Origin of the sequence: Pseudomonas sp. GM33 (assembly GCF_000282295.1) — a bacterium.
Taxonomy (GTDB): domain Bacteria; phylum Pseudomonadota; class Gammaproteobacteria; order Pseudomonadales; family Pseudomonadaceae; genus Aquipseudomonas; species Aquipseudomonas laurylsulfatiphila.
The window spans coordinates 33,275-54,599 of sequence record NZ_AKJO01000177.1 but is presented as its reverse complement, the minus strand read 5'-3'; the positions used below and the strand labels follow the sequence as shown (position 1 = coordinate 54,599).

Here is a 21,325-nt window from a genome sequence, read left to right as displayed (position 1 = left end):
ACTTGTCCCCGTTTGCTGTGGAGCCGGCTGTGAATAACGTGGGAGTAGCTGGCTGGAGGCCTTTTAAACCGTGGCCTGCAGAGGTGTGTTCAGTTTTTGATCAAGTGTTTTTGCGCAACTTGAAGAGCACTTTGTCAACCTTTTTGTTCGAGATGAAAGCGGGTGGAATCAGCGTGGACAAGCCTGTGGATAAGTCTGTGATTAAACTCTGGAAAGACCCGGCTGAAGGCCGTGGTTACTGGCTTGGCGCCATCGCTGGTTTGACCCGTCAGTCATGAAAATCCCCAGGGGCTACACGGCGGGCTATTGAGGGTCAAGCAAAAAAGTTTCAAGAAACCGCGCAAAGCCTTGTGGACAGCGGCTTGCAGCTTTTCCACTTGCCCCCAAAGACTGTGGACCGGCCTGTGGATAACGTGCGCGCACATGGCTGCAAGCCAGGTTGGCCGAGGGCTTGCGAGGATTGTTCGTTTTTTGTACAGAAAGTGCGGTTGCCGCTATGGGCAAGGCCGGGCATTCTGCCTGCTGATTTACCATTCCAATGGCTGGCGATCAGCCGAAGCAAGGAGAACACGATGTCCAACACCCTGTTTATTACCGGCGCGACCTCCGGTTTTGGTGAAGCCTGTGCCCGTCGTTTTGCCGACGCAGGCTGGAAATTGGTGCTGACAGGCCGTCGTGAAGAGCGCCTCAATGCGCTGTGCGCCGAGCTGTCGAAGCAGACCGAAGTCCATGGCCTGGTGCTCGATGTGCGTGATCGCAAGGCCATGGAGGAGGCGATTGCCAATCTGCCGCCGTCCTTTGCCAAGCTGCGTGGGTTGATCAACAACGCCGGGCTGGCCCTGGGCGTCGATCCGGCACCCAAGTGCGACCTGGACGATTGGGACACCATGGTCGATACCAACGTCAAAGGCCTGATGTACAGCACCCGTCTGCTGTTGCCACGCCTGATCGCCCACGGTCGTGGCGCCGGTATCGTCAACCTGGGGTCCATCGCCGGCAACTACCCGTACCCGGGCAGCCACGTGTATGGCGCGACCAAGGCGTTCGTCAAACAATTCTCCCTGAACCTGCGCTGCGACCTGCAGGGCACCGGCGTACGGGTCAGCAACATCGAGCCGGGCCTGTGCGAGAGCGAGTTCTCGCTGGTGCGTTTTGCCGGTGACCAGGAGCGCTACAACGCCACCTACGCCGGCGCCGAGCCGATTCAGCCGCAAGACATCGCCGAGACCATTTTCTGGGTGCTCAATGCGCCTGCGCATATCAACATCAACAGCCTGGAGCTGATGCCGGTGAGCCAGACCTGGGCTGGGTTTGCGATCGAGCGCAAGTCTTAAGACCGAGTAACGGCCAATCGCGAGCAAGCTCGCTCCCACATGGAAATGCGATCAACTGTGGGAGCGAGCTTGCTCGCGATGAGGCCGGAATAGACACAACAGGACATCAGCTAGACTCCTCCCTCAAGCAACCCGCCACACCCGGCGGTCTAGAGGTATTAGAGGAGATCCAGTGAGTAATCGAGGCGAGCAGTCGCTGCTCAAACAATCGACCTTCCTGATGCTCGCCGTGACATTCGCCGGGATCATCACCGGTTTTGTGTCGGGCGCCCAATCCATCCTGTTCGATGGCTTCTTTTCGTTGATCGCGGCCTTCATCAAGGTCCTGATGCTGATCACCGCCAGGCTGATTGCCAAGGAAAGCAACCAGCGCTTCCAGTTCGGTTCCTGGCACCTGGAACCCATGGTGCTGGTGATCGAGGGTTCCTTCATTTTCCTGGTCGCCATTTACGCCTTTCTCAACGGCGTGTTTGGCATCATCAATGGTGGCCGCGAGGTCGAGCTCGGGCTAGTAATCGTCTATGCGGCAGTGTTTACCGTCGTCGAGCTCATTTATTTTTTCTACGTCCGCCATCGCAACCGCACGCTCAACTCATCGCTGATCCAGTTCGACAACATCAGTTGGCTGGTGGATGCGATGCTGTCGGCGGGCCTGCTGGTGAGTTTCCTCATCGCGCTGCTGCTCAAGACTCAGGGTTACGACAAGTGGGCGGTGTATGTCGACCCGATGATCCTGATTCTGCTGGCCTTGGGCATGCTCCCCCCGGCGCTCAAAATCCTCGGACCGGCCTTGCGCGATGTGTTGGGGATCGTCCCGGATCAGCTGGACGAAAAGGTGCGTCAGGTGATGGAGGTGGCGAAGGTGGAGCATGGTTTCGACGACTACATTTCCTACGTGCAGAAGCACGGCAGGGCGTGTTTTATCGAGATCCACATCGTATTGCCGAAGGATTACTGGCTGGACGGGGTGGGGCAACTGGACAGTTTGCGCGAGGAAATTTCAACAAAGCTTGGCGAGCCGGATGCCGCACGATGGCTGACCATCAGCTTTACCGGGGATCGCAAGTGGATTGAGTGATTGCACTCCACATGGTCAAGCCAGATATTCAGCCAGCCCGCGATAACAGGTCGCCAGGTGATAAGGCGTGGTCGACGGCATGTCGCGACGACTGACTTCCCCACGCTCATCACGGCATTCATACCAGCCGCCGGCATGCAGCGAGCGCTGCTGCAACGCCTGCAACTGGCGCAATACATCCGCTTCGCTGTCTGGACGCAGCGTCAGGGCGCGCAGGTACTCGGCCTGGGCCCAGATGCGCTGTGTGGCATCCCTGACGCCGCCACCTGGTTCGAGGTCGAGCATGGCCCGCACCGCACCGGTCTGTTGATCGACGCCCAATTGCTCGGTGAAGGCAAAAGCACGCTCCAGCGAACCATGCAGCTTCGAGCCACGCAGCAGAGCGGATGACTCCAGCAAGTAATACCACTCGAACTGATGCCCCGGTTCAAACCAGTTATCCACAGACCCCAGCGGCTTTTCCATCAACACGCCGTGCTGCGGATCGATAAAGCGCGCGTGCATGGCTGTGCATAACTCGATGAGTGCGTGTTGCACGTCGAGATCTTCACGCACCGACAGGGTGGCGAGGAATGCTTCGGCCAGGTGCATCAGCGGGTTTTGCAAGGGGCCGCTGCCCAGCGATGCCCAGTCGCGGTCGAGCGTGGCTTCATACAGACCGTCGTCCGTGGCGAAACGCTGCGCGATCACTTCCAGCGAGGCGTTGAGTACCGACTCCACCAGCGGCTCGCGGACCTTGTCACAGTAATGGGCGCAGGCGAACAGGATGAACGCGTGGGTGTAGAGGTCCTTGCGCTGATCCAGTGGCGCCCCTTGAGCATCGACGCTGTAGAACCAGCCGCCGTGCTCGGCATCGTGGAAGTGCCGCTGCAACGAGCGGAACAAGGCGGCGGCACGCTCTTCGGCGCCCGGCACCTGACCGATCAGGCTGGCAAACAGATACAACTGCCGCGCACAGGCCATGGCCCGGTAGCGTTGCGGTGGCAGCGGTTGGTGTTCGGCATCCAGCGCCTCGTAGGGCAACGCCATGTCGGCATTCCAGCCCGGGCCTTGCCAGAGCGGCACGATGACGTTCAGGAAATGCTGTTGCACCGAGGCGAACAGGGCGGTCAATTCAGGCTGGGAGGCGGAGCGGGGAACAGGTGGCATTGGCTGGCGTCGTCACGGCAGGGGCGATTGCGCGACATGTTAGCAGAGAGGCTGGCTTGAGAGAGGCTGTGTCTGTCAGGCCGCCTTCGCGAGCAAGCCCGCTCCCACAGGTGTACGCATTCCAATGTGGGAGCGGGCTTGCTCGCGAAGAGGCCGTGGAAGGCGCTAGAGAATCAACCCGCCAGCAACCACACCCCGGTCGCCGCCGAAGCCGCGCCCGCCAGTCGAACCAGCGTTGCTGCTGCCTGCGGCAAGGTCCGCACCACCGCATAACCTACCGCATGCAACACCGCCGTCGCGGCGACAAAACCTGCGGCATAGGTCCAGGGACTCGACATCTCCGGCAGTTCCAGCCCATGCGCCACACCATGAAACAGCGCAAATAAGGCTGTCGCACCTACCGCCATCACCAACGGTGGACGCACAGCCAGCGCCACCGCCAGCCCCAAGGCCAATACGGAAGCGGCAATCCCGCTCTCCAGTGCGGGCAGGTTCGTTCCTTCAAAGCCCAGCATCCCGCCAATCAGCAGGGTCCCGACAAAAGTGCATGGCAGCGCCCAGCGCGCAGCACCTTGCTGCTGTGCGGCCCACAGGCCGACCGCGAGCATCGCCAGCAGGTGATCGAGACCGCCAAGCGGATGGCTGATACCGGCGATCAAGCCATTGTCGCCATGCCCTGGATGGGCGAGGGCAAGAGCTGGCGTCAGCAGCAGGGCCAGGGCGCCCAGAATGCGTTTCAATGTCATGGATAAGCTTCCTTGTTGAAGGGGAGATCAGGCCGCAGTCAGCAAGCCCTGACGTTCGATGAAGGCGATGATCTGTTCCAGACCCTGGCCAGTTTTCTGGTTGCTGAAGACAAATGGCTTGCCGTTGCGCATGCGCTGGGTGTCGCTGTTCATCATCTCCAGCGAGGCACCGACCAGCGGTGCCAGGTCGATCTTGTTGATCACCAGCAGGTCGGATTTGCAGATCCCCGGCCCACCCTTGCGCGGCAGCTTGTCGCCGGCCGAAACGTCGATCACGTAGATCGTCAGGTCTGACAGTTCCGGGCTGAAGGTCGCGGAGAGGTTGTCGCCACCGGACTCCACGAGAATCAGGTCCAGGCCCGGAAAACGGCGATTGAGTTGATCCACGGCTTCAAGGTTGATCGAAGCGTCTTCGCGGATGGCGGTGTGCGGGCAGCCACCGGTTTCCACGCCGATGATGCGTTCCGGCGCCAGGGCTTCGTTGCGCACCAGGAAGTCGGCGTCTTCGCGGGTGTAGATGTCGTTGGTTACCACGGCCAGGTTATAGCGCTCGCGCAGGGCCAGGCACAGGGCCAGGGTCAGGGCGGTTTTGCCGGAACCGACCGGGCCGCCGATGCCCACGCGCAGGGGTTGAGTGTTCATGTGATTCTCCAAAATAACAGGCCCTAGGAACGGAACAGACGGCTGTACTGGCGCTCATGGGCCATACACGCCAGGGACAGGCCGAAAGCGGCGCTGCCGTAGTGATCGGGATCGATTCGGGTGGCGTTCTGTTGCGCCTGTTGAAGCAGCGGCAACAGTTCGCTGGTCAGGCGTTGGGCGGCTTGCTGGCCCAGTGGCAAGGTCTTCATCAGCACCGCCAACTGGTTTTCCAGCCAGCTCCATAGCCACGCAGCCAAGGCGTCCTGCGGGCTGATCTGCCAGGCGCGCGCAGCCAGGGCCCAACCCAGGGCCAGATGGGGCTCACTGCGTTGTTCGAGGAAGGCACGGGCGGCTGTGTCGAGTTCCGGCAAGCCGTTGAGCAATTGCTGCAACGAGTAGCCCATCTGCCGGCTTTCCTGATGCAGCTCGCGGGTTTCGCGACTGGCGCGATGTTCCTCGCAGCGTTGCAGCAATTGGCCCCAGTTGTCCTCGCTGGCGGCCACGCAATGGGCGAGCAGCAAGGGCGCTTCGAAGCGTGCCAGATTCAACAGCAACTGATCGCTGATCCAGCGTCGCGCACTGTCGGGGTCGTTTACCCGGCCGTTATCCACAGCCATTTCCAGCCCTTGGGAGTAGCTGTAGCCGCCAATCGGCAATTGCGGACTGGCCAGGCGCAGCAGCGCCCAGGCCGGGTTCATGGGCGTACGCCGAACTGGTGCAGTTTCGGCGCGTAGTTGAAGTCTTCATCACCCTGGCGCGAATGATGATGGCCACCGCCGTAGGCGCCATGTTCCGGCTGGAACGGTGCTTCGATGTTCGAGGCCATGGCACCGAGTTGTTCGAGCATGGCCTTGAGCACGTAGTCGTCGAGCAGTCGTAACCAGCCGTCGCCGACTTGCAGGGCGACATGGCGGTTGCCCAGGTGATAGGCCGCGCGGGTCAGTTCGAAGGCATTGGCGCAGGTGACGTGCAGCAGTTGTTCGGGGCGGGCGCAGACACGCACGATTCGCCCGTCTTCGGCTTGCAGGCATTCGCCGTCATGCAGGGGCGGTTGGCCGCGCTCCAAAAACAACCCGACGTCTTCGCCCTCGGCACTGAAACAGCGCAAACGGCTTTTGCTACGGGCTTCGAACGTCAGGTGCAGTTCAGCGGCCCAAACGGGTCGGGGGTCGATTCTGCGATGAATCACCAGCATCGGAAGGCTTCCAGCAATGGACGATGCTCAGGCTAGAGCAAGGGGCTTGCCAATCGACAGGATGCGTAGGAAATGGCTGACGGAGGTGTAGGAGGGGGATCGATTGAGTGGGCTTTTTGGTTGAAGTTGGTGCACTGATTTTGATTTGCGCACCAAGTTGAAGCGATGCGGTTCAGTTCAGTGTGGGAGCGGCGGTGCGACGATTCGACTTGCTCGCGATGACGGCGTATCTGTCACATTGATTCTGTATGTGCCGACGCTATCGCGAGCAAGCTCGCTCCCACAGGGATATGGGCTTCCTCAAGAGGTTACTCGGTACTGCCGAGCCCTTGCCAGTGCTTGAGGCCGATAAAGATGAAGCGCAGTTGCTGGGTGATCTTGGCCTGGGGCGTCAGGTGCTCAGGCAAGGCCTCGGCGGGCGGATCGATGATGTCCGGCAGGGTGGCGAACACGCTTTTGACGATCAGGTCCGCCATGACGCTCAGGTCGGCGATGTCCAGGTGCTGCAGTTTCGGCATCAGTGACAAATCCGCCGCCAGGTCCGAACTGATGCCTTCACGCAGACGGCCAATGGCCTGGCGCACCGGCAGCGAACCGCCGTATTGCTCGCGGGCGAGAAACAGGAACTGCGAGCGGTTGGCGCTGACCACGTCGAGAAAAATCCGCACCGAGGCATCGATGATGCCGCCCATCACGAATTCGTTGTGCCGTACCAGGCGAATGGTTTCGCGGAAGGTCTGACCGACTTCGCTGACCAACACCAGGCCCAGTTCATCCATGTCGGCGAAATGGCGGTAGAAACCGGTCGGTACGATGCCGGCGGTTTTCGCGACTTCACGCAGGCTCAGGCTGCCGAATCCTCGGCCGCCGTCCATCAGGCGCCGGGCAGCGTCCATCAGGGCATTACGGGTCTGTTGTTTCTGTTCGGCGCGGGGCAGCATCGCAAGGGCGTTTTCTGGACGGGGACGCGGCGCACTCTAGCAAATCGGCTTTGTCGGCGTCGAACGACTATGTGGGATCAAGCGGGGAAGTGCGGCATCTATAAAGCGCAGTGCTGAAAAGTCAAAAGCCCAATCCGGGGATTGGGCTTTTTTTCTGGGCGGCCATGGGGCTTAGCTCAGAGTGCTGTTGCGTTCGATCACACGGTCACCACCGCCTTCAGCGAGGGTTTGACCTTGTGGGGTGCGATCCGAACCGTCGGCAGCGAGGGTTTGACCTTGTGGGGTGCGATCCGAACCGTCGGCAGCGAGGGTTTGACCTTGTGGGGTGCGGTCCGAACCGTCGGCGGCGAGGGTCTGGCCTTGTGGGGTGCGGTCCGAACCGTCAGCGGCGAGGGTCTGGCCTTGTGGAGTGCGATCCGAACCGTCAGCGGCGAGGGTCTGGCCTTGTGGGGTGCGATCCGAACCATCGGCAGCCAGGGACTGACCTTGTGGTGTACGGTCCGAGCCATCCTGAGTGATCAGGCCTTTTTCTTTCAGGCGATCATTACCGCCTTCGGCAAGGGTTTGACCCTGAGGAGTACGCTCGGATCCATCGGCGGCGACGGTCTGGCTGAACACCGAGTGGTCTTGTTTCACTTGTGGAGTGGCCTGGTCAGCTGCTGGCAGGGCAAAAGCAGTGCTGGCCAGCATCGAGAGTGAAAGGCTAAGCAGTAATTGGCGTTTCATGATTGTTGTGCTCCTCGGGGGTGCGAAAAAGTGGGTACGAGGGCAATGCTACTCTCGATAAATCGATATAAAAGTTCATAAACGCAATGGTAATAATCAACGGAATTGATTGTTTGCTGTGGAGGCTCTAGGACGGGCGTTTCCGGCGAGTTGTCTTGCACCGGTTTGGGTATTTTCGACCCATATCTGAAGTGTAAAAGTGCGGGGTCGGTAACGTTGCTCGACTGATGGGTCAGTATCTGACTGGCTGGATTCGGCGAAATCCGTCTATCGATTAAACCTGCCGGGTTTTTATCAGTCGTAGACTTCATGGCGAGCCGCTTCCGGCTCACCGTTTCACCTGTGCGTCGCCGTCGGGGCGCTCAGTCGTATCAGGAGCCCTGTGCAATGACGCGCACCCAAAAGACGTTTGTCTGGACCCTTTCCACCTTCCTTACCCTGTTGGCGTTGCTGGTGCTGATCATCGTGTTCTTCGACTGGAACCGGATCAAACCGCCGCTCAATGCCAAGGTTTCCGAAGAACTGCACCGCGCTTTTGCCATCAACGGCAATCTGTCGGTGGTCTGGCAGACCGAGCCCGATGAAAGCGGCTGGCGCGCCTGGGTGCCGTGGCCCCATGTGGTGGCCGAGGACCTCAGCCTGGGTAACCCGGACTGGTCGAAGCAACCGCAGATGGCCACTCTCAAGCGTGTCGAGTTGCGCATATCACCCCTGGCTTTGCTGGCACAGCGGGTGGTGATCCCGCGTATCGACCTCGCCGAGCCGAATGCGCAGCTGCAACGCCTGGCCGACGGGCGCGCCAACTGGACGTTCAAGTTCGACCCCAAAGACCCGAACGCCGAGCCTTCCAGTTGGGTGGTGGATATCGGTGCGATCGGCTTCGACAAAGGCCACGTCACCCTCGACGACCAGAGCTTGAAGACGCAGCTCGACGTGTTGATCGATCCGTTGGGCAAGCCGATTCCGTTCAGCGATATCGTCGGCGACAAAGCGGCGAAAGCCGCGCAAGAAAAGGGCTCGTCCCCCCAGGATTATGCGTTCGCTCTCAAGGTCAACGGCCAGTACCACGGTCAGAAACTCGCGGGTCAGGGCAAGATTGGCGGGCTGTTGGCGTTGCAGGATGCGACACGGCCGTTTCCGCTTCAGGCACAGGTGAAGATCGCCGATTCCAGCGTCGAACTGGCTGGCACCCTGACCGATCCGCTGAATCTCGGTGCCCTGGACCTGCGCCTGAAACTGGCCGGCACCAGCCTGGGCAACCTCTACCCGCTGACCGGCGTGATCCTGCCGGACACGCCACCCTATGCCACCGACGGCCATCTGATCGCCAAGTTGCACGAGCCGGGTGGCGCGGTGTTCCGCTATGAAGAATTCAACGGCAAGATCGGCGAGAGTGACATCCACGGCAGTCTGACTTACGTGGCCAGCCAGCCACGGCCAAAACTCAGCGGCTCGCTGCTGTCCAATCAATTGCTGTTCGCTGACCTGGCGCCGCTGATCGGAGCCGATTCCAACGCCAAACAGAAGGCCCGTGGCGGTGACAGCAAACAACCGGCGGACAAAGTGCTGCCGGTCGAAGAGTTCAAGACCGACCGCTGGCGCGATATGGACGCCGATGTCGAGTTCACCGGCAAGCGCATCGTGCACAGCGAAAAATTGCCATTCAACGACCTCTATACCCATCTGGTGCTCACCGATGGCGTGCTCAGTCTCGAACCGCTGCGCTTCGGCGTGGCCGGCGGCAAGCTGGACGCACAGATTCGCCTGAACGGCCACACCGATCCCCTGGAAGGCCACGCCAGGCTCACGGCGCGGGGCTTCAAGCTCAAACAGTTGTTCCCCGGCTTTGAGCCGATGAAAACCAGTTTTGGCGAGCTCAATGGCGACGCAGATATCACCGGTCGCGGCAACTCGGTAGCCAAGTTGCTGGGCAGTGCCAACGGCAATCTGAAAATGCTGATCAACGATGGCGCCATCAGTCGCGAACTGATGGAGCTGGCGGGCCTGAACGTCGGCAACTATGTGGTGGGCAAGATCTTTGGCGACAAGGAAGTGAGGATCAACTGCGCGGCCGCCGATTTCGGTATCCAGTCCGGCCTGGCAACCACCCGGCTGTTCGTATTCGACACCGAGAACGCCATCGTCTACATCGACGGCACCGCTAACATGGCGACGGAACAACTGGACCTGACTATCACCCCGGAATCCAAGGGCTGGCGCCTGATTTCATTGCGTTCGCCGCTGTATGTGCGCGGCAAGTTCATCAAGCCCGATGCCGGGGTCAAGGCCGTGCCGTTGATGCTGCGCGGCGCCGGAATGGTGGCGCTGGGCGTGATCGCCGCACCGGCGGCAGGATTGCTGGCGCTGGTGGCACCGAGTGGCGGTGAGCCGAATCAATGCGCGCCGTTGCTGGAGCAGATGAAGTCGGGCAAGGCGCCTGTCACCGTCAAGCCGGGCAAATGATTGGGCGTCTTTAGGGGCCCCATCGCGAGCAGGCTCGCTCCCACAATGATCTGTGTATGCAGGAACAATGTGGGAGCGAGCCTGCTCGCGATGGCGGCCTGACAGCCGCAACAATCCTCACGCCAGAGCATGTCCCGACGCCAACGCCTCTTCACGCAGCCACGCAAAAAACGCCCGAACCGGTGGATGGCGTTCGCGTCCCGGCACGCACAGTGCGCTGTAGCCGGCGCCATCGACCTGGATGTCTCCCCGGTACGGCAACAAAAGGCCGCTGGCCACGCTTTCCGACACCAGAATATTGCTTGCCAGCACCAGACCCTGCCCGGCAATGGCCGCTTGCAGGGCGTAATGCTCTTCGTCGTATTCGCGAACCGCTGGCCGACCGCTCAGCCAGGTTTCGCCCGATTGCGCGCACCAGGCCTCCCAGCCGTGGGCATAGAGTTTCGAGTTGTGCCAGCGCACGCTGATCAGCGTCGGGGCCCGGTTCAACGCCAGCGCCACTTGTTCGGGCGAACCATAGACACCGAAGGACTCATCGAACAGGCACTGGCCGTACAGGTTTGGGTAATCGTCGAGGCTGTAGCGCAGCACCAGATCGACACTGGCGTCCTGATGCAGATCGATGACTTCGCAGTGGGTGTCGAGGCGCACGTTGATATTCGGGTGCCGTGCGTAGAAGCGTCCCAGCCGAGGCACCAGCCACAGTGCGGCGAAGGCCGCGGTGGTGGAGACCGTCAGGTTGGCGCCGCTGCGCTGCGGGCGCAGGGTATCGACACTTTGCGCCACTTCGAGGAAAGCTCCGTGCAGGCTCTGGAACAGCCGTTCGCCGCACTCGGTCAGGCGCACCTGGCGTGGCAGGCGTTCGAACAGCGGCACGCCGAGCCAGCTCTCCAGGGAACGGATCTGATGGGACACCGCCGTCGGGGTGACGGACAGTTCTTCGGCGGCGGCCTTGAAACTCAACAGGCGTGAGGCGGATTCGAAGGCGCGCAGGGCGGTCAAGGGCAGCGAGGCGAACATCGGAAACTCCACAGATGAAATGGATTCATCTTGGCTGATTTTTACTCATTTGAAGGGGCGCGGCCGCGAGCTTCAAGCTGCAAGCCACAAGCCGTTTGAGTTTAGTCCCTGAGGAGATTCAGATGAGTAAAATTCTTGCCGTTCATGCCAGCCCCCGTGGCGATCGTTCGCACTCCCGGCGTTTGGCCGAAGTGTTTCTGTCGGCCTGGCAGGCCCGTCATCCACACTCGTCACTGACCCGGCGCGAAGTCGGTCGGGCGCTGATCCCGCCGGTCAACGAGGCATTCGTGGCCGCCGCGTTTTACCCCGAGCCCGACGCACGGCCACTGTCGATGCAGGCCGACCTGGCGTTCAGCGACGAACTGGTCGGCGAACTGCTCGGCCATGATGTGCTGGTGATTTCCACACCGATGCACAACTTCAGCGTACCCAGCGGCTTGAAGGCCTGGATCGATCAGATCGTGCGGGTGGGGGTGACCTTCGATCACACCCTGGACAATGGCGTGGCCCAGTACCAACCGTTGGTGCAAGGCAAAAAAGCCCTGATCATCACTAGCCGTGGCGGCTTCGGTTTTGGTCCGGGCGGCGAGCTGGAAGCCATGAACCATGCCGATACACTGCTGCGCACGGTGCTCGGCTTCATCGGCATCACCGATGTCACGGTGGTCGCTGCCGAGGGCGAGGAGTCCGCCGAGCGCAGCTTTGCAATCTCTGCCGCCGAGGCTGAGCAGCGCTTGTTGGCGCTGGCCGGGGAGTTCTAGATGGCCTGGGTGTTTCTGCTGGTCGCCGCCGGGTTCGAGGTCACCTTCGCCATGGGCATGAAGTACGCCGAGGGCTTCACCCGGCTCTGGCCTTCGCTGATCACGGTGGTGGCCGCTGTGGGCGGGATCTACTTCCTGACCCTGGCCATGCGCGAGTTACCCGTGAGCATCGCGTACCCGATCTGGACCGCCATCGGTTCGCTGGGCACGGTGTTTCTCGGGTTCGCGCTGCTGGGGGAAAGCCTGAGTGTGATCAAGCTGGTCTCGGTCGGGCTGATCGTGGCGGGCGTGGCGGGGTTGAAGTAGGGCGGATGACATAGACTTGTCGTCGAGTTGTCATCTTCGCAGGCGTAGCTTGGCGGATGTCTTGCATTGCGCTTGCGTCACCATTCGACCACAAGGATGTCCACCCATGTCGCAAGGTTCTGCCCCGCGCTACCCGCTGGTGCTGATCCCGGGAATGCTCGGGTTCATCCGCCTGGTGTTTTATCCGTACTGGTACGGGATCGTCGAGGCGCTGCGCCGTGGTGGGGCCGTGGTGTTCGCCGTGCAGGTCTCGCCGCTTAATTCGAACGAAGTACGCGGCGAGCAATTGCTGGCGCGTATCGACGAGATCCTGCGGGAAACCGGGGCCGACAAGGTCAATCTGATCGGTCATAGCCAGGGCTCGCTGACCGCCCGCTACGCCGCCGCCAAGCGTCCGGATCTCGTGGCATCGGTGACCTCGGTGGCGGGGCCGAACCATGGTTCGGAGCTTGCCGATTATCTGCACAAGCATTACCCCCATGACAGCGTTCGTGGTCATCTGCTGTGTTTTTTGCTGCGGATGGTCAGCGCACTGATGGGGTTGCTGGATACCGGTTATCGCGGGCCGAAGCTGCCGGTGGATATCCAGGCGTCCCATCTCTCCCTCACCAGCGCTGGCGTCGCGCTGTTCAACCAGCGTTATCCACAGGGCTTGCCTGAAACCTGGGGCGGTCACGGGCCGGAAGAGGTCAATGGCGTGCGCTATTACTCCTGGTCCGGCACGTTGCAGCCGGGCATCACCGATCGCGGGCGCAATCTGCTGGACGGTACCAACCGCAGTTGCCGGTTATTCGCCAAAACCTTCGTCCGTGAAGCCGGGCATTGCGACGGCATGGTTGGGCGCTACAGCTCGCACCTGGGCACGGTGATTGGCGATGAGTATCCGCTGGATCACTTCGATATCGTCAACCAGTCGCTGGGGCTGGTGGGCAAGGGGGCTGCGCCGGTGCGGTTGTTTGTCGAACATGCGGCGCGACTAAGCGCGACGGGGCTTTAGACCGCGTTGTCGTTCATCGTCGGAACGCCGCCCGGACCAAGCCACGCTCCCACAATGGAATGCAATCCCCTGTGGGAGCGGGCTTGCCCGCGAAAGCGCCGGATCAGGCAACGCTAATCTTGCGACCAAGCACGGTGGTCCAACGCTCGGAAACAATCACCCCACCCAGGGTCAACACCCCGCCCACCAGGTGATACATCGCCAGTTGTTCATGCAGCACCACCGCTGCAATCAATGCGGTAATCAACGGCAGCAAATTGAAAAACTGCGTGGTCCGGCTCGGCCCCAAACGTACCACCGCCTGCATCCACGCCAACGGCGCGACCATCGAAGCCAGCAGGCAGGCGTACAGCACCAGCGGAATGTTCTGCAGGGTCGGGCCGACTTTCGGTGAGGCGAGGAACAGCGGAAACAGCACCACCACAGCCACCAGCACCTGCAGATACAAGAGCACCAGCGGCGGCAGTTTCAGCTGCCATTTTTTCAACAGGGTGCTGTAGACCGCGTAGGCCAGGGTCGCGATCAGCATCATCGCGTCGCCCAGGTTGACCCCGTGTTCGAGCAATGCGCCCAGGCTGCCGGACGACACCACCACCAGGACGCCGGCGAACGACAGCACCGCACCGGCCAGGGCACCCATGGTCAGGCGCTGGCCGAGGCTGATGATCGCCATCGCGAGCGACATCAGCGGCATCAGCGAGAGGATGATGCCCATGTTGGTGGCTGAGGTCAGGCTCGCGGCGAAGTACGCCAGGCTTTGATAGACCGCCATGCCAAGAACACCGAGGACAAAGATCTTGCCCAGTTTCGGACGGATCAGCGGCCAATGGGCGAGCACCGGTTTGAGCATGAAGGGGGTGAACAGCAACCCGGCCAGCAGCCAGCGGTAGAAACCGATCTCGGCGGGGAAGATCGCCCCGGCCGACATTTTGGTGATCACGGTATTGCCGGCCCAGATGAAAATGGCCAGCAGGGGATAAGCGTATTGCATCGGGAAAAACCAGAACGTTAATGAAGTGCAATTATCCGCTTGTCTGGATGCAAGCCTATACTTCGATCCAGACAACTCGCCCCTGATGACGGACAGCATGAGCAGTAAACACATCGACCTGCTGGATTTCAGCGAACTGCCGTCGGCGGTGTACTTCCGCTACGCCGATTTTGACGCCCACGAATACGCCGCCCCCCATCGACATCCCTGGGGGACGCTGGAATATGCAGCCCACGGCGTACTGCACATGGACGTCGAGGGCAGCCGGTTCATGTCGCCTCCGCAATACGCGGTGTGGGTGCCGCCACAGATCGAGCACAGTTTCTATAGCCATCAACCGGTCAACTACCGCGCCGTGTGCCTGGCGCCCAAGGTGTGCGCTGATTTGCCGTCGCGAGCCTGTACCCTGGCCATCAGCGACATCCTCAAGGCGATCCTCAAGGATTTCGCCGCCCGGGACGTGCAAATTCCCGAGCGCGATGCGGACCGGCGTCTGGCCCAGGTATTGGTGGATCAACTGCAACAGGCCCCGGTGCACGAGTGCTACTTGCCCTACGCCAGCAGCCCCGGATTGCTGGGGATTCTGGAAGCATTGCAGGCCGAGCCCGGGGATAACCGGCCATTGTCGGAATGGGCCGCACGCATCCATGTCAGTGAACGCACCCTGGCGCGGCAGTTCGTGCGGGAGCTGGGCATGAGCTTCGGTGAGTGGCGCCAGCGCCTGCGCTTTCTGGCAGCGATCGAAGCGCTGGACAGCCAGCGCAGCATTCAGGAAATCGCTTTCGACATGGGCTACAGCACCGGCTCGGCGTTTATCGCGATGTTCCAGCGCCAGGCCGGATGTACGCCGGAGCAGTATCGGCGCAGCCATCTGGAGAACAGGAAGGTGTAACAGGGGTTGTCTACACTTCAGTACGAGGCCGCGCCCCTCGGTGTGGCGACCAGGAGAAAACTCCATGAAGAATTTGCGTGTCCCGTTGTTGATGATCGGTTTGCTGCTCTGCTCCCAGGGCTTCGCCGCCACAGCCCAACAGGAAAAGATGACTACCTGCAATGCCGACGCCACGGCCAAGAGCCTCAAGGGCGACGAGCGCAAAGCTTTCATGAGCACCTGCCTGAAGGCTACTCCGGCGGCAAACGATGCCGGCAAGGCCTTGACGCCGCAGCAAGAGAAAATGAAAACCTGCAACGCCGACGCCGCCACCAAAGCCCTCAAGGGTGATGAGCGCAAGGCGTTCATGAGTGATTGCCTGAAGAAAAAATAAACCTGGACGCTTGTGGTGAATGGGCCGCCCTCTTCGCGGGCAAGCCCGCTCCCACAGGGATCCTGGATGCCTGCGCAATTTTTGTTCAGCACAGAAACCATGTGGGAGCGGGCTTGCTCCGGGCGGCGTTCCGACGAAGAGGCCGACAAGGGCGCCGAGTCGCTTGAGCTGCCCCCGACCAAGGTCGACCCACACAATCCTAGTGCTCGCACCGGATCGCTGGCAGACTGCCAATCCTTTTTACGCCGTTCGTTTTTGAGGCTGTATGCCAACGTTTTCTCAGCGTCAAGTTTTGCTGGTCATCAGCTGGGTCATCATTTTTGGCGGGCTGCTGCTGGTCCTGCCGCTGCGGTTGCTGCCGAGCCTGCTCGCCGGGTTGCTGGTGTTCGAACTGGTCAACATGCTCACCCCGCAACTGCAACGGCTGATCGAAGGCCGGCGTGCGCGCTGGCTGGCGGTGGCATTGCTGGGGACTCTGATTGTCAGCGTACTGTCGCTGATCTTTGCCGGTGCCTTCAGCTTCCTCTTGCACGAGGCGGAAAACCCTGGCGCTTCACTCGACAAATTCATGGGGGTGGTCGACCGCGCACGCGGGCAACTTCCGCCGTTTATCGACGCCTATCTGCCGGCCAGTGCCGCCGAGTTTCGTGTGGCCATTGGCGAGTGGGTCAGCAAGCACCTGAGCGAATTGCAGCTGGTAGGCAAGGACGCGGCACACATGTTCGTGACCCTGCTGATCGGCATGGTGCTGGGCGCGATCATTGCGTTGCAGCGTGTGCCGGATCTGACCAAGCGCAAACCGCTGGCGGCGGCGCTGTTTGATCGACTGCACCTGCTGGTCCAGGCGTTTCGCAACATCGTGTTCGCCCAGATCAAGATTTCCCTGCTCAACACCTTCTTCACCGGGATTTTCCTGGCGGTGATCCTGCCGATGTTCGGCATCAAGCTGCCGCTGACCAAAACCCTGATCGTGCTGACGTTCCTCCTCGGCCTGCTGCCGGTGATCGGTAACCTGATGTCCAACACCCTGATCACCATCGTCGGTCTGTCGCTGTCGATCTGGGTCGCCGTCGCGGCGCTTGGGTACCTGATTTTTATCCACAAGCTCGAATACTTCCTCAACGCGCGTATCGTCGGCGGGCAGATCAGTGCCAAGTCGTGGGAGTTGCTGCTGGCGATGCTGGTGTTCGAGGCTGCGTTCGGCCTGCCGGGGGTGGTGGCGGGGCCGATTTACTACGCGTATCTGAAGAGTGAATTGAAGCAGGTGGGGATGGTTTGATCCGCTGGATCTTTGTTGTCTGAGCTGGCCTCTTCGCGAGCAAGCCCGCTCCCACAAGGACTGTGCATGACCTGTGGGAGCGGGCTTGCTCGCGAAGGGCGCGCCAAAGATTCTGGATCAGTCCATCGACCCGTAGCGTTTCGCAGCCTCGATCGCCAAGCCACTGCCGATACTGCCAAAGATGTTCCCTTCCACATGCCGCGCCTTCGGCAGCATCGCCGAAACACTGTTGCGCAGCGCCGGAATGCCGCTTGAGCCGCCGGTGAAGAACACCGTGTCGACCTGATCGACCCGAACATCGGCGTCTGTCAGCAATTGGGTGACGCTGTTGCGCACCCGCTCCAGCAGGTTATCGATGGCCGACTCGAACAGCGCACGGCTCAAGTCCACGCTCAGGCCCGCTTCAATGCGGTCCAGCGGCACGTGGCGGTTGTCGGCGTGGGTCAGCTGGATCTTGGTTTCTTCCACTTCCATCGCCAGCCAGTGGCCGGCGCGCTGTTCGATCAGCTTGAACAGGCGATCGATGCCGCCGGTGTCCTCGATGTCGTAGCGCATGCTGCCCAGGGCCAGTTGCGATTTTTGCGAGTACACCGAGTTGATCGTGTGCCAGGTCGCCAGGTTCATGTGATGGCTGGTGGGCATGTAGGCACCGCTCTTCATCCGGCTGCCGTAGCCGAACAGCGGCATCAGGCCGGCCAGCGAGAGTTGCTTGTCGAAGTCGGTCCCGCCGATGTGCACGCCGCCGGTGGCGAGGATGTCGTCCTGGCGGTTATCCACAGCACGCCGCTCCGGCGACAGGCGCACCAGGGAGAAGTCGGACGTACCACCGCCGATGTCGACGATCAGTACCAGCTCTTCTTTCTCGATGGTCGACTCGTAGTCGAATGCCGCGGCAATCGGTTCGAACTGGAACGAGACTTCCTTGAAGCCGATCTTGCGCGCCACGTCGACCAGGGTGTCTTCGGCTTCCTTGTCGGCCATCGGATCGTCATCGACGAAGAACACCGGCCGACCCAGCACCACTTCTTCGAATTCCCGACCGGCGGCGGCCTCGGCACGGCTCTTGAGCTGGCCAATGAACAGCCCGAGCAGGTCCTTGAACGGCATGGCTGTGCCCAGGACGCTGGTGTCGTGCTTGATCAGCTTGGAACCCAGCAGGCTCTTGAGCGAGCGCATCAGGCGGCCTTCGTAGCCTTCCAGGTATTCGTGCAGCGCCAGCCGGCCGTACACCGGGCGACGTTCTTCGATATTGAAGAAGACCACTGACGGCAGGGTGATCTTGTCGTCCTCCAGCGCGATCAGCGTTTCCACGCCGGGGCGCAGCCAGCCGACGGTGGAGTTGGACGTGCCAAAGTCGATACCCACGGCACGGGCTGGAGATGCGTTGTTCATGTCTTTCAGGTTCCGGTTAAAAAACGGCCGCGCAGTGTATGCCAGTGCGCGCCAGATTCGAAGGCCGGTTATCTGCTAATTCTTCGCAAACAATGCCTTGAAAGATGGGGCATCCCCCCCAAACTACCCTGCATCAACCGGACAGCGGCGGGCGTGCTCGCAAGAAGCCCCGCCGGCTGCCGATAAACTTCTGCTGCGCCGCCCGGTCACAAATTTGAGATCGGTCAAACCAACGGCTGCAAACAAGCGCATGCTGTGGCCCGTGGCGCGATTTGATAACGGATGGTGATTCCCGCGATGGACTTCAAAGACTATTACAAGATTCTCGGTGTGGAACCGACCGCAGACGATAAGGCGATCAAGGCCGCCTATCGCAAGCTGGCGCGCAAATACCACCCTGACGTCAGCAAGGAAAAGGACGCCGAGGCCAAGTTCAAGGACGCCTCGGAAGCCTATGAAGCGCTGAAAAGCGCCGACAAGCGCGCCGAATACGATGATCTGCGCCGCTATGGCCAGCACGGCCAGCCGTTCCAGGGACCGCCGGGCTGGCAGAGCCGTGGCGGTTTCGGTGGCGGTGGCCAGGACACGGGCGATTTCTCGGACTTCTTCAGTTCGATCTTCGGCAACCGTGGGCCTGGTTTCAGTGGGGGTGGACAGTCGCGTCGCAGCACCGGACGTCGAGGGCAAGACGTGGAAATGGAGCTTGGGGTTTTTCTCGAAGAAACACTGTCGACCGAATCGAAGAAGGTCACCTTCCAGGTACCGCAGTACAACGCGGCCGGCCAGCATGTGAGCAACACCAGCAAAAGCCTGAACGTGAAGATTCCGGCCGGTGTGGCCGACGGCGAGCGCATTCGCCTCAAGGGGCAGGGCGCTCCGGGCGTGGGCGGCGGCGCCAATGGCGACCTGTACCTGACGATCCGTTTCGCACCGCACCCGAAATTCGACGTCGAAGGCGATAACCTGATCATCACCTTGCCACTGGCTCCGTGGGAGCTGGCGCTGGGGGCTGAAGTCGCCGTGCCGACCCTGACCGGCAAGATCAACCTCAAGGTGCCGGCCGGCAGCCAGAACGGCCAGCGCATGCGCGCCAAGGGCCACGGCCTGATGAACAAGGCCGGTGAGCGCGGTTACCTGTTCGTGCAATTGAAGGCCGTGATGCCGAAGAAATCCGACGATGACATCAAGGCCCTGTGGCAGGAACTGGCGAAAAAAGCCGCATTCGACCCGCGAGAGCATTTTTGATCCCTTAGAACCAAGGAGTCACTGACAATGAGCAGTCCCCTGATCGTTCAACTGGACATGGCAGAATTCTGTGAGGCGACCGAGCTGTCGGACGTCTACGTGATCGAAATCGTCGAGCACGGCATCCTCGAACCTCAGGGCGCTCAGCCCAAGGACTGGGTTTTCAACGACTATGAGCTGACCCTGGCCAAGCGCGCCGCCAAGCTGCGGCGCGACCTTGACCTGGAGTGGGAAGGCGTCGCCCTGGCGCTGGACCTGCTTGAAGAAGTGCAGCAGCTGCGCGCCGAGAACCGCATGCTCAAGCAGCGGTTGGGGCGGTTGTTGGTGGAGTAGGAGCTGCCGCAGGCTGCGATCTTTTGATCTTGTGTTTCATTGCTCCTGCTGATGCAAGACTTCAAAATCAAAAGATCGCAGCCTGCGGCAGCTCCTACACGGGGGGCTTCAGGTTTTGCGTGGCAACACCACGGTAAAGATCGTGCCATCCATTTCACTGGAACTGACTTCAATCGTCCCCTGATGGGCGTCGACCACCTCCTTGACGATAAACAACCCCAACCCAAGGCTGGTAGTAGGCTCGCCAAGTTCTTCGCTGGCACTGCGCACCAGCGGGTCGAAAAGGGTCGGGATCGCATCGCAGGGGATGGGGACTCCGTCGTTCTGCACCGTCAGCCGAACGCTGTCGGCCTCGCCCTTGAGGGTCAAGGTCACTTCACGTTTGCTCGAACCGTGTTGCAAGGCATTGCCGATCAGGTTTTGCAGCATCTGGTCGAGCCGGCGCGGGTCCCAGGTGCCGCGGGTGTCACCCTGTACCGTCAGGGTTGGATCGCACTCCGGTTGACCGGCACAGGCCCGCGCAATCGCCTCCCGTGCCGCTTCAGCCAGGTCCATGGGCGCCGGTTCGATCGGCAGATGCTTGCCCAGGCGACTGCGCACCAGTTCCAGCAAATCCCCGACCATCACTGCCAGATGTCCGGTGCTGCGCTGGATATTGATCGCGCACTTGAGCGCATCACCTTCCAGCGCGGCTTTGCGCAGCAGTATTTCGGTGGACATGCTCACCGCCTGCAGGGGCGCGCGCAGGTCATGACCGAGGATCGCGAGGAAAATGTCCCGGGAGCGGTTGACCATTTCGGCATAGGCGGCGGTGGATTCGGCCAGGGCTTCGTCGATGGCTTCGTTGAAGCGGATCATGTCCTGGAAGTAGGCCAGGTCAGGTGACTGCAGGCTGTTGACCCACAGGCGGATGACACAGGCGCGCAAATGACGGAATTCACTGGTCATCTGCACCAGGTCAAAACCCACGGTATGGCGCAATTCGCCATGGCTGGCACCGGCCTCGTCGAGGCTCGGGGTTTTCTCCGGGCCTTCGCCGCGTGCCTTGGCCGCTTGTTCGGCGGGTGTCTGGGGCTTGCACATGTCCCGGGCCGCGGCCAGCAGGATCGACCGGGCATGGTCGCGCAAGGCGGCGCTGTCCATGGATTCGGCGGCCGGGGTGATGGTTTTGGCGAACTGCTCCCACTCATCGACGATGCGATCAACCTGTAGCACGATGAATTCGGAAAGACGCATGGTGGTTACCTGAGCATGAATCGGGGGGGCAGCGAATCGAATAGTAGTCCCTTTGCCGGAAAAAACACGACCGCTCGTTCGGTGGCATGAGTCCAGGTCTCTATGGCGGTACTTATGTATTGAAGGCTCTTTGAATTTCGAACGGTGGAGGCCTTTTTCCAGGGGCGGCCCAACGGTTATTTGGGCTTTTGTTTGGCGGGCGGGTTGGCGAAGCTGTGGGTTCAAA

The 21,325-nt window shown here is 61.0% G+C and carries 23 protein-coding genes; 12 read left to right on the top strand and 11 right to left on the bottom strand.

All coding sequences use genetic code 11. From position 1 onward, the window contains the following. The first annotated feature begins 29 nt into the window (after positions 1-29). The 3 genes from PMI26_RS30990 to PMI26_RS02985 all read left to right on the top strand — a co-directional run bounded on the left by PMI26_RS30990 (position 30) and on the right by PMI26_RS02985 (position 2,412). Positions 30-278 carry a hypothetical protein gene (locus PMI26_RS30990; protein WP_162831826.1) on the top strand — a complete coding sequence of 83 codons (249 nt, stop codon included), beginning with the start codon at positions 30-32 and terminating at the stop codon, positions 276-278. A gap of 294 nt (positions 279-572) precedes the next feature. Then, positions 573-1,334 (top strand): SDR family oxidoreductase, encoded by a 762-nt coding sequence (locus PMI26_RS02980; protein WP_007979699.1) that lies wholly within the window; start codon positions 573-575, stop codon positions 1,332-1,334. Positions 1,335-1,506: 172 nt separating this feature from the next. Further along, the gene (locus PMI26_RS02985) at positions 1,507-2,412 is read left to right on the top strand and encodes a cation diffusion facilitator family transporter (RefSeq protein ID WP_007979697.1); all 906 of its coding nucleotides are present in this window, start codon (positions 1,507-1,509) and stop codon (positions 2,410-2,412) included. A gap of 15 nt (positions 2,413-2,427) precedes the next feature. Here PMI26_RS02985 and PMI26_RS02990 read toward each other — a convergent pair whose 3' ends face one another. From PMI26_RS02990 to PMI26_RS03020, 7 genes are all read right to left on the bottom strand, one after another. Further along, the gene (locus tag PMI26_RS02990) at positions 2,428-3,561 is read right to left on the bottom strand and encodes an AGE family epimerase/isomerase (RefSeq protein WP_007979695.1); all 1,134 of its coding nucleotides are present in this window, start codon (positions 3,559-3,561) and stop codon (positions 2,428-2,430) included. A gap of 173 nt (positions 3,562-3,734) precedes the next feature. Beyond that, on the bottom strand, positions 3,735-4,307 hold the full coding sequence (locus PMI26_RS02995) for a HupE/UreJ family protein (protein WP_007979693.1): 573 nt from the start codon (positions 4,305-4,307) through the stop codon (positions 3,735-3,737). Between the two features lie 27 nt (positions 4,308-4,334). Further along, on the bottom strand, positions 4,335-4,949 hold the full coding sequence (gene ureG / locus PMI26_RS03000) for an urease accessory protein UreG (RefSeq protein ID WP_007979691.1): 615 nt from the start codon (positions 4,947-4,949) through the stop codon (positions 4,335-4,337). A 23-nt stretch (positions 4,950-4,972) separates the two neighbouring features. Beyond that, positions 4,973-5,647, bottom strand: a complete 675-nt coding sequence (locus tag PMI26_RS03005) for an urease accessory protein UreF (protein WP_007979690.1) — start codon at positions 5,645-5,647, stop codon at positions 4,973-4,975. Next, positions 5,644-6,144, bottom strand: coding sequence for an urease accessory protein UreE (gene ureE / locus PMI26_RS03010; protein WP_007979688.1), 501 nt, complete (start codon positions 6,142-6,144; stop codon positions 5,644-5,646). The genes PMI26_RS03005 and ureE overlap by 4 nt, the downstream gene beginning before the upstream one ends. Before the next feature lie 308 nt (positions 6,145-6,452). Further along, positions 6,453-7,085 (bottom strand): TetR family transcriptional regulator, encoded by a 633-nt coding sequence (locus PMI26_RS03015; RefSeq protein WP_007979686.1) that lies wholly within the window; start codon positions 7,083-7,085, stop codon positions 6,453-6,455. 171 nt (positions 7,086-7,256) lie between these two features. Beyond that, complete coding sequence (locus PMI26_RS03020) at positions 7,257-7,811, bottom strand: hypothetical protein (protein ID WP_007979684.1); 555 nt, start codon at positions 7,809-7,811, stop codon at positions 7,257-7,259. Between the two features lie 387 nt (positions 7,812-8,198). Between PMI26_RS03020 and PMI26_RS03025 the strand changes: the two genes are divergently transcribed. After that, entirely contained in the window at positions 8,199-10,274 is a 2,076-nt protein-coding gene (locus tag PMI26_RS03025; RefSeq protein WP_007979682.1) for an AsmA family protein, read from the top strand. A 117-nt stretch (positions 10,275-10,391) separates the two neighbouring features. On the opposite strand, the gene PMI26_RS03030 is transcribed toward PMI26_RS03025, so the two are convergent. Further along, positions 10,392-11,306 (bottom strand): LysR substrate-binding domain-containing protein, encoded by a 915-nt coding sequence (locus tag PMI26_RS03030; RefSeq protein WP_162130298.1) that lies wholly within the window; start codon positions 11,304-11,306, stop codon positions 10,392-10,394. 110 nt (positions 11,307-11,416) lie between these two features. Between PMI26_RS03030 and PMI26_RS03035 the strand changes: the two genes are divergently transcribed. The 3 genes from PMI26_RS03035 to PMI26_RS03045 all read left to right on the top strand — a co-directional run bounded on the left by PMI26_RS03035 (position 11,417) and on the right by PMI26_RS03045 (position 13,358). Continuing rightward, a complete protein-coding gene (locus tag PMI26_RS03035; protein ID WP_007979679.1) occupies positions 11,417-12,055 on the top strand; it encodes an FMN-dependent NADH-azoreductase in 639 nt (212 codons plus the stop codon). Beyond that, positions 12,056-12,361 carry a DMT family transporter gene (locus tag PMI26_RS03040; protein ID WP_007979676.1) on the top strand — a complete coding sequence of 102 codons (306 nt, stop codon included), beginning with the start codon at positions 12,056-12,058 and terminating at the stop codon, positions 12,359-12,361. Positions 12,362-12,467: 106 nt separating this feature from the next. After that, entirely contained in the window at positions 12,468-13,358 is an 891-nt protein-coding gene (locus tag PMI26_RS03045; RefSeq protein ID WP_007979674.1) for an esterase/lipase family protein, read from the top strand. Between the two features lie 103 nt (positions 13,359-13,461). Here PMI26_RS03045 and PMI26_RS03050 read toward each other — a convergent pair whose 3' ends face one another. Next, a complete protein-coding gene (locus PMI26_RS03050; RefSeq protein WP_007979672.1) occupies positions 13,462-14,349 on the bottom strand; it encodes a DMT family transporter in 888 nt (295 codons plus the stop codon). Positions 14,350-14,446: 97 nt separating this feature from the next. Here PMI26_RS03050 and PMI26_RS03055 point away from each other — a divergent pair, with 97 nt between their 5' ends. The 3 genes from PMI26_RS03055 to PMI26_RS03065 all read left to right on the top strand — a co-directional run bounded on the left by PMI26_RS03055 (position 14,447) and on the right by PMI26_RS03065 (position 16,893). Then, complete coding sequence (locus PMI26_RS03055) at positions 14,447-15,241, top strand: AraC family transcriptional regulator (protein ID WP_033048375.1); 795 nt, start codon at positions 14,447-14,449, stop codon at positions 15,239-15,241. A gap of 64 nt (positions 15,242-15,305) precedes the next feature. Then, positions 15,306-15,614, top strand: a complete 309-nt coding sequence (locus PMI26_RS03060) for a PsiF family protein (RefSeq protein WP_007979669.1) — start codon at positions 15,306-15,308, stop codon at positions 15,612-15,614. Positions 15,615-15,879: 265 nt separating this feature from the next. Next, entirely contained in the window at positions 15,880-16,893 is a 1,014-nt protein-coding gene (locus PMI26_RS03065) for an AI-2E family transporter (RefSeq protein WP_007979667.1), read from the top strand. A 117-nt stretch (positions 16,894-17,010) separates the two neighbouring features. Here PMI26_RS03065 and PMI26_RS03070 read toward each other — a convergent pair whose 3' ends face one another. Further along, positions 17,011-18,285, bottom strand: a complete 1,275-nt coding sequence (locus PMI26_RS03070) for an Hsp70 family protein (RefSeq protein WP_007979665.1) — start codon at positions 18,283-18,285, stop codon at positions 17,011-17,013. Between the two features lie 297 nt (positions 18,286-18,582). Between PMI26_RS03070 and PMI26_RS03075 the strand changes: the two genes are divergently transcribed. Together PMI26_RS03075 and PMI26_RS03080 are read left to right on the top strand one after the other, a co-directional pair. Beyond that, complete coding sequence (locus PMI26_RS03075; protein ID WP_007979664.1) at positions 18,583-19,530, top strand: DnaJ C-terminal domain-containing protein; 948 nt, start codon at positions 18,583-18,585, stop codon at positions 19,528-19,530. Positions 19,531-19,557: 27 nt separating this feature from the next. Further along, the gene (locus tag PMI26_RS03080) at positions 19,558-19,863 is read left to right on the top strand and encodes a chaperone modulator CbpM (RefSeq protein WP_007979663.1); all 306 of its coding nucleotides are present in this window, start codon (positions 19,558-19,560) and stop codon (positions 19,861-19,863) included. Between the two features lie 108 nt (positions 19,864-19,971). Here the strand turns inward: PMI26_RS03080 and PMI26_RS03085 are convergent, their stop codons facing one another. After that, on the bottom strand, positions 19,972-21,099 hold the full coding sequence (locus PMI26_RS03085; RefSeq protein ID WP_007979661.1) for a sensor histidine kinase: 1,128 nt from the start codon (positions 21,097-21,099) through the stop codon (positions 19,972-19,974). Positions 21,100-21,325: the final 226 nt, after the last annotated feature.

Bases quoted from the DNA above. Each gene is read 5' to 3' on its own strand.
- PMI26_RS02980 (WP_007979699.1), top strand. From the start codon at position 573: ATGTCCAACACCCTGTTTATTACCGGCGCGACCTCCGGTTTTGGTGAA.
- PMI26_RS02990 (WP_007979695.1), bottom strand. From the start codon at position 3,561: ATGCCACCTGTTCCCCGCTCCGCCTCCCAGCCTGAATTGACCGCCCTG.
- PMI26_RS02995 (WP_007979693.1), bottom strand. From the start codon at position 4,307: ATGACATTGAAACGCATTCTGGGCGCCCTGGCCCTGCTGCTGACGCCA.
- ureG (WP_007979691.1), bottom strand. From the start codon at position 4,949: ATGAACACTCAACCCCTGCGCGTGGGCATCGGCGGCCCGGTCGGTTCC.
- PMI26_RS03005 (WP_007979690.1), bottom strand. From the start codon at position 5,647: ATGAACCCGGCCTGGGCGCTGCTGCGCCTGGCCAGTCCGCAATTGCCG.
- ureE (WP_007979688.1), bottom strand. From the start codon at position 6,144: ATGCTGGTGATTCATCGCAGAATCGACCCCCGACCCGTTTGGGCCGCT.
- PMI26_RS03015 (WP_007979686.1), bottom strand. From the start codon at position 7,085: ATGCTGCCCCGCGCCGAACAGAAACAACAGACCCGTAATGCCCTGATG.
- PMI26_RS03020 (WP_007979684.1), bottom strand. From the start codon at position 7,811: ATGAAACGCCAATTACTGCTTAGCCTTTCACTCTCGATGCTGGCCAGC.
- PMI26_RS03025 (WP_007979682.1), top strand. From the start codon at position 8,199: ATGACGCGCACCCAAAAGACGTTTGTCTGGACCCTTTCCACCTTCCTT.
- PMI26_RS03035 (WP_007979679.1), top strand. From the start codon at position 11,417: ATGAGTAAAATTCTTGCCGTTCATGCCAGCCCCCGTGGCGATCGTTCG.
- PMI26_RS03040 (WP_007979676.1), top strand. From the start codon at position 12,056: ATGGCCTGGGTGTTTCTGCTGGTCGCCGCCGGGTTCGAGGTCACCTTC.
- PMI26_RS03045 (WP_007979674.1), top strand. From the start codon at position 12,468: ATGTCGCAAGGTTCTGCCCCGCGCTACCCGCTGGTGCTGATCCCGGGA.
- PMI26_RS03050 (WP_007979672.1), bottom strand. From the start codon at position 14,349: ATGCAATACGCTTATCCCCTGCTGGCCATTTTCATCTGGGCCGGCAAT.
- PMI26_RS03055 (WP_033048375.1), top strand. From the start codon at position 14,447: ATGAGCAGTAAACACATCGACCTGCTGGATTTCAGCGAACTGCCGTCG.
- PMI26_RS03060 (WP_007979669.1), top strand. From the start codon at position 15,306: ATGAAGAATTTGCGTGTCCCGTTGTTGATGATCGGTTTGCTGCTCTGC.
- PMI26_RS03065 (WP_007979667.1), top strand. From the start codon at position 15,880: ATGCCAACGTTTTCTCAGCGTCAAGTTTTGCTGGTCATCAGCTGGGTC.
- PMI26_RS03070 (WP_007979665.1), bottom strand. From the start codon at position 18,285: ATGAACAACGCATCTCCAGCCCGTGCCGTGGGTATCGACTTTGGCACG.
- PMI26_RS03075 (WP_007979664.1), top strand. From the start codon at position 18,583: ATGGACTTCAAAGACTATTACAAGATTCTCGGTGTGGAACCGACCGCA.
- PMI26_RS03080 (WP_007979663.1), top strand. From the start codon at position 19,558: ATGAGCAGTCCCCTGATCGTTCAACTGGACATGGCAGAATTCTGTGAG.
- PMI26_RS03085 (WP_007979661.1), bottom strand. From the start codon at position 21,099: ATGCGTCTTTCCGAATTCATCGTGCTACAGGTTGATCGCATCGTCGAT.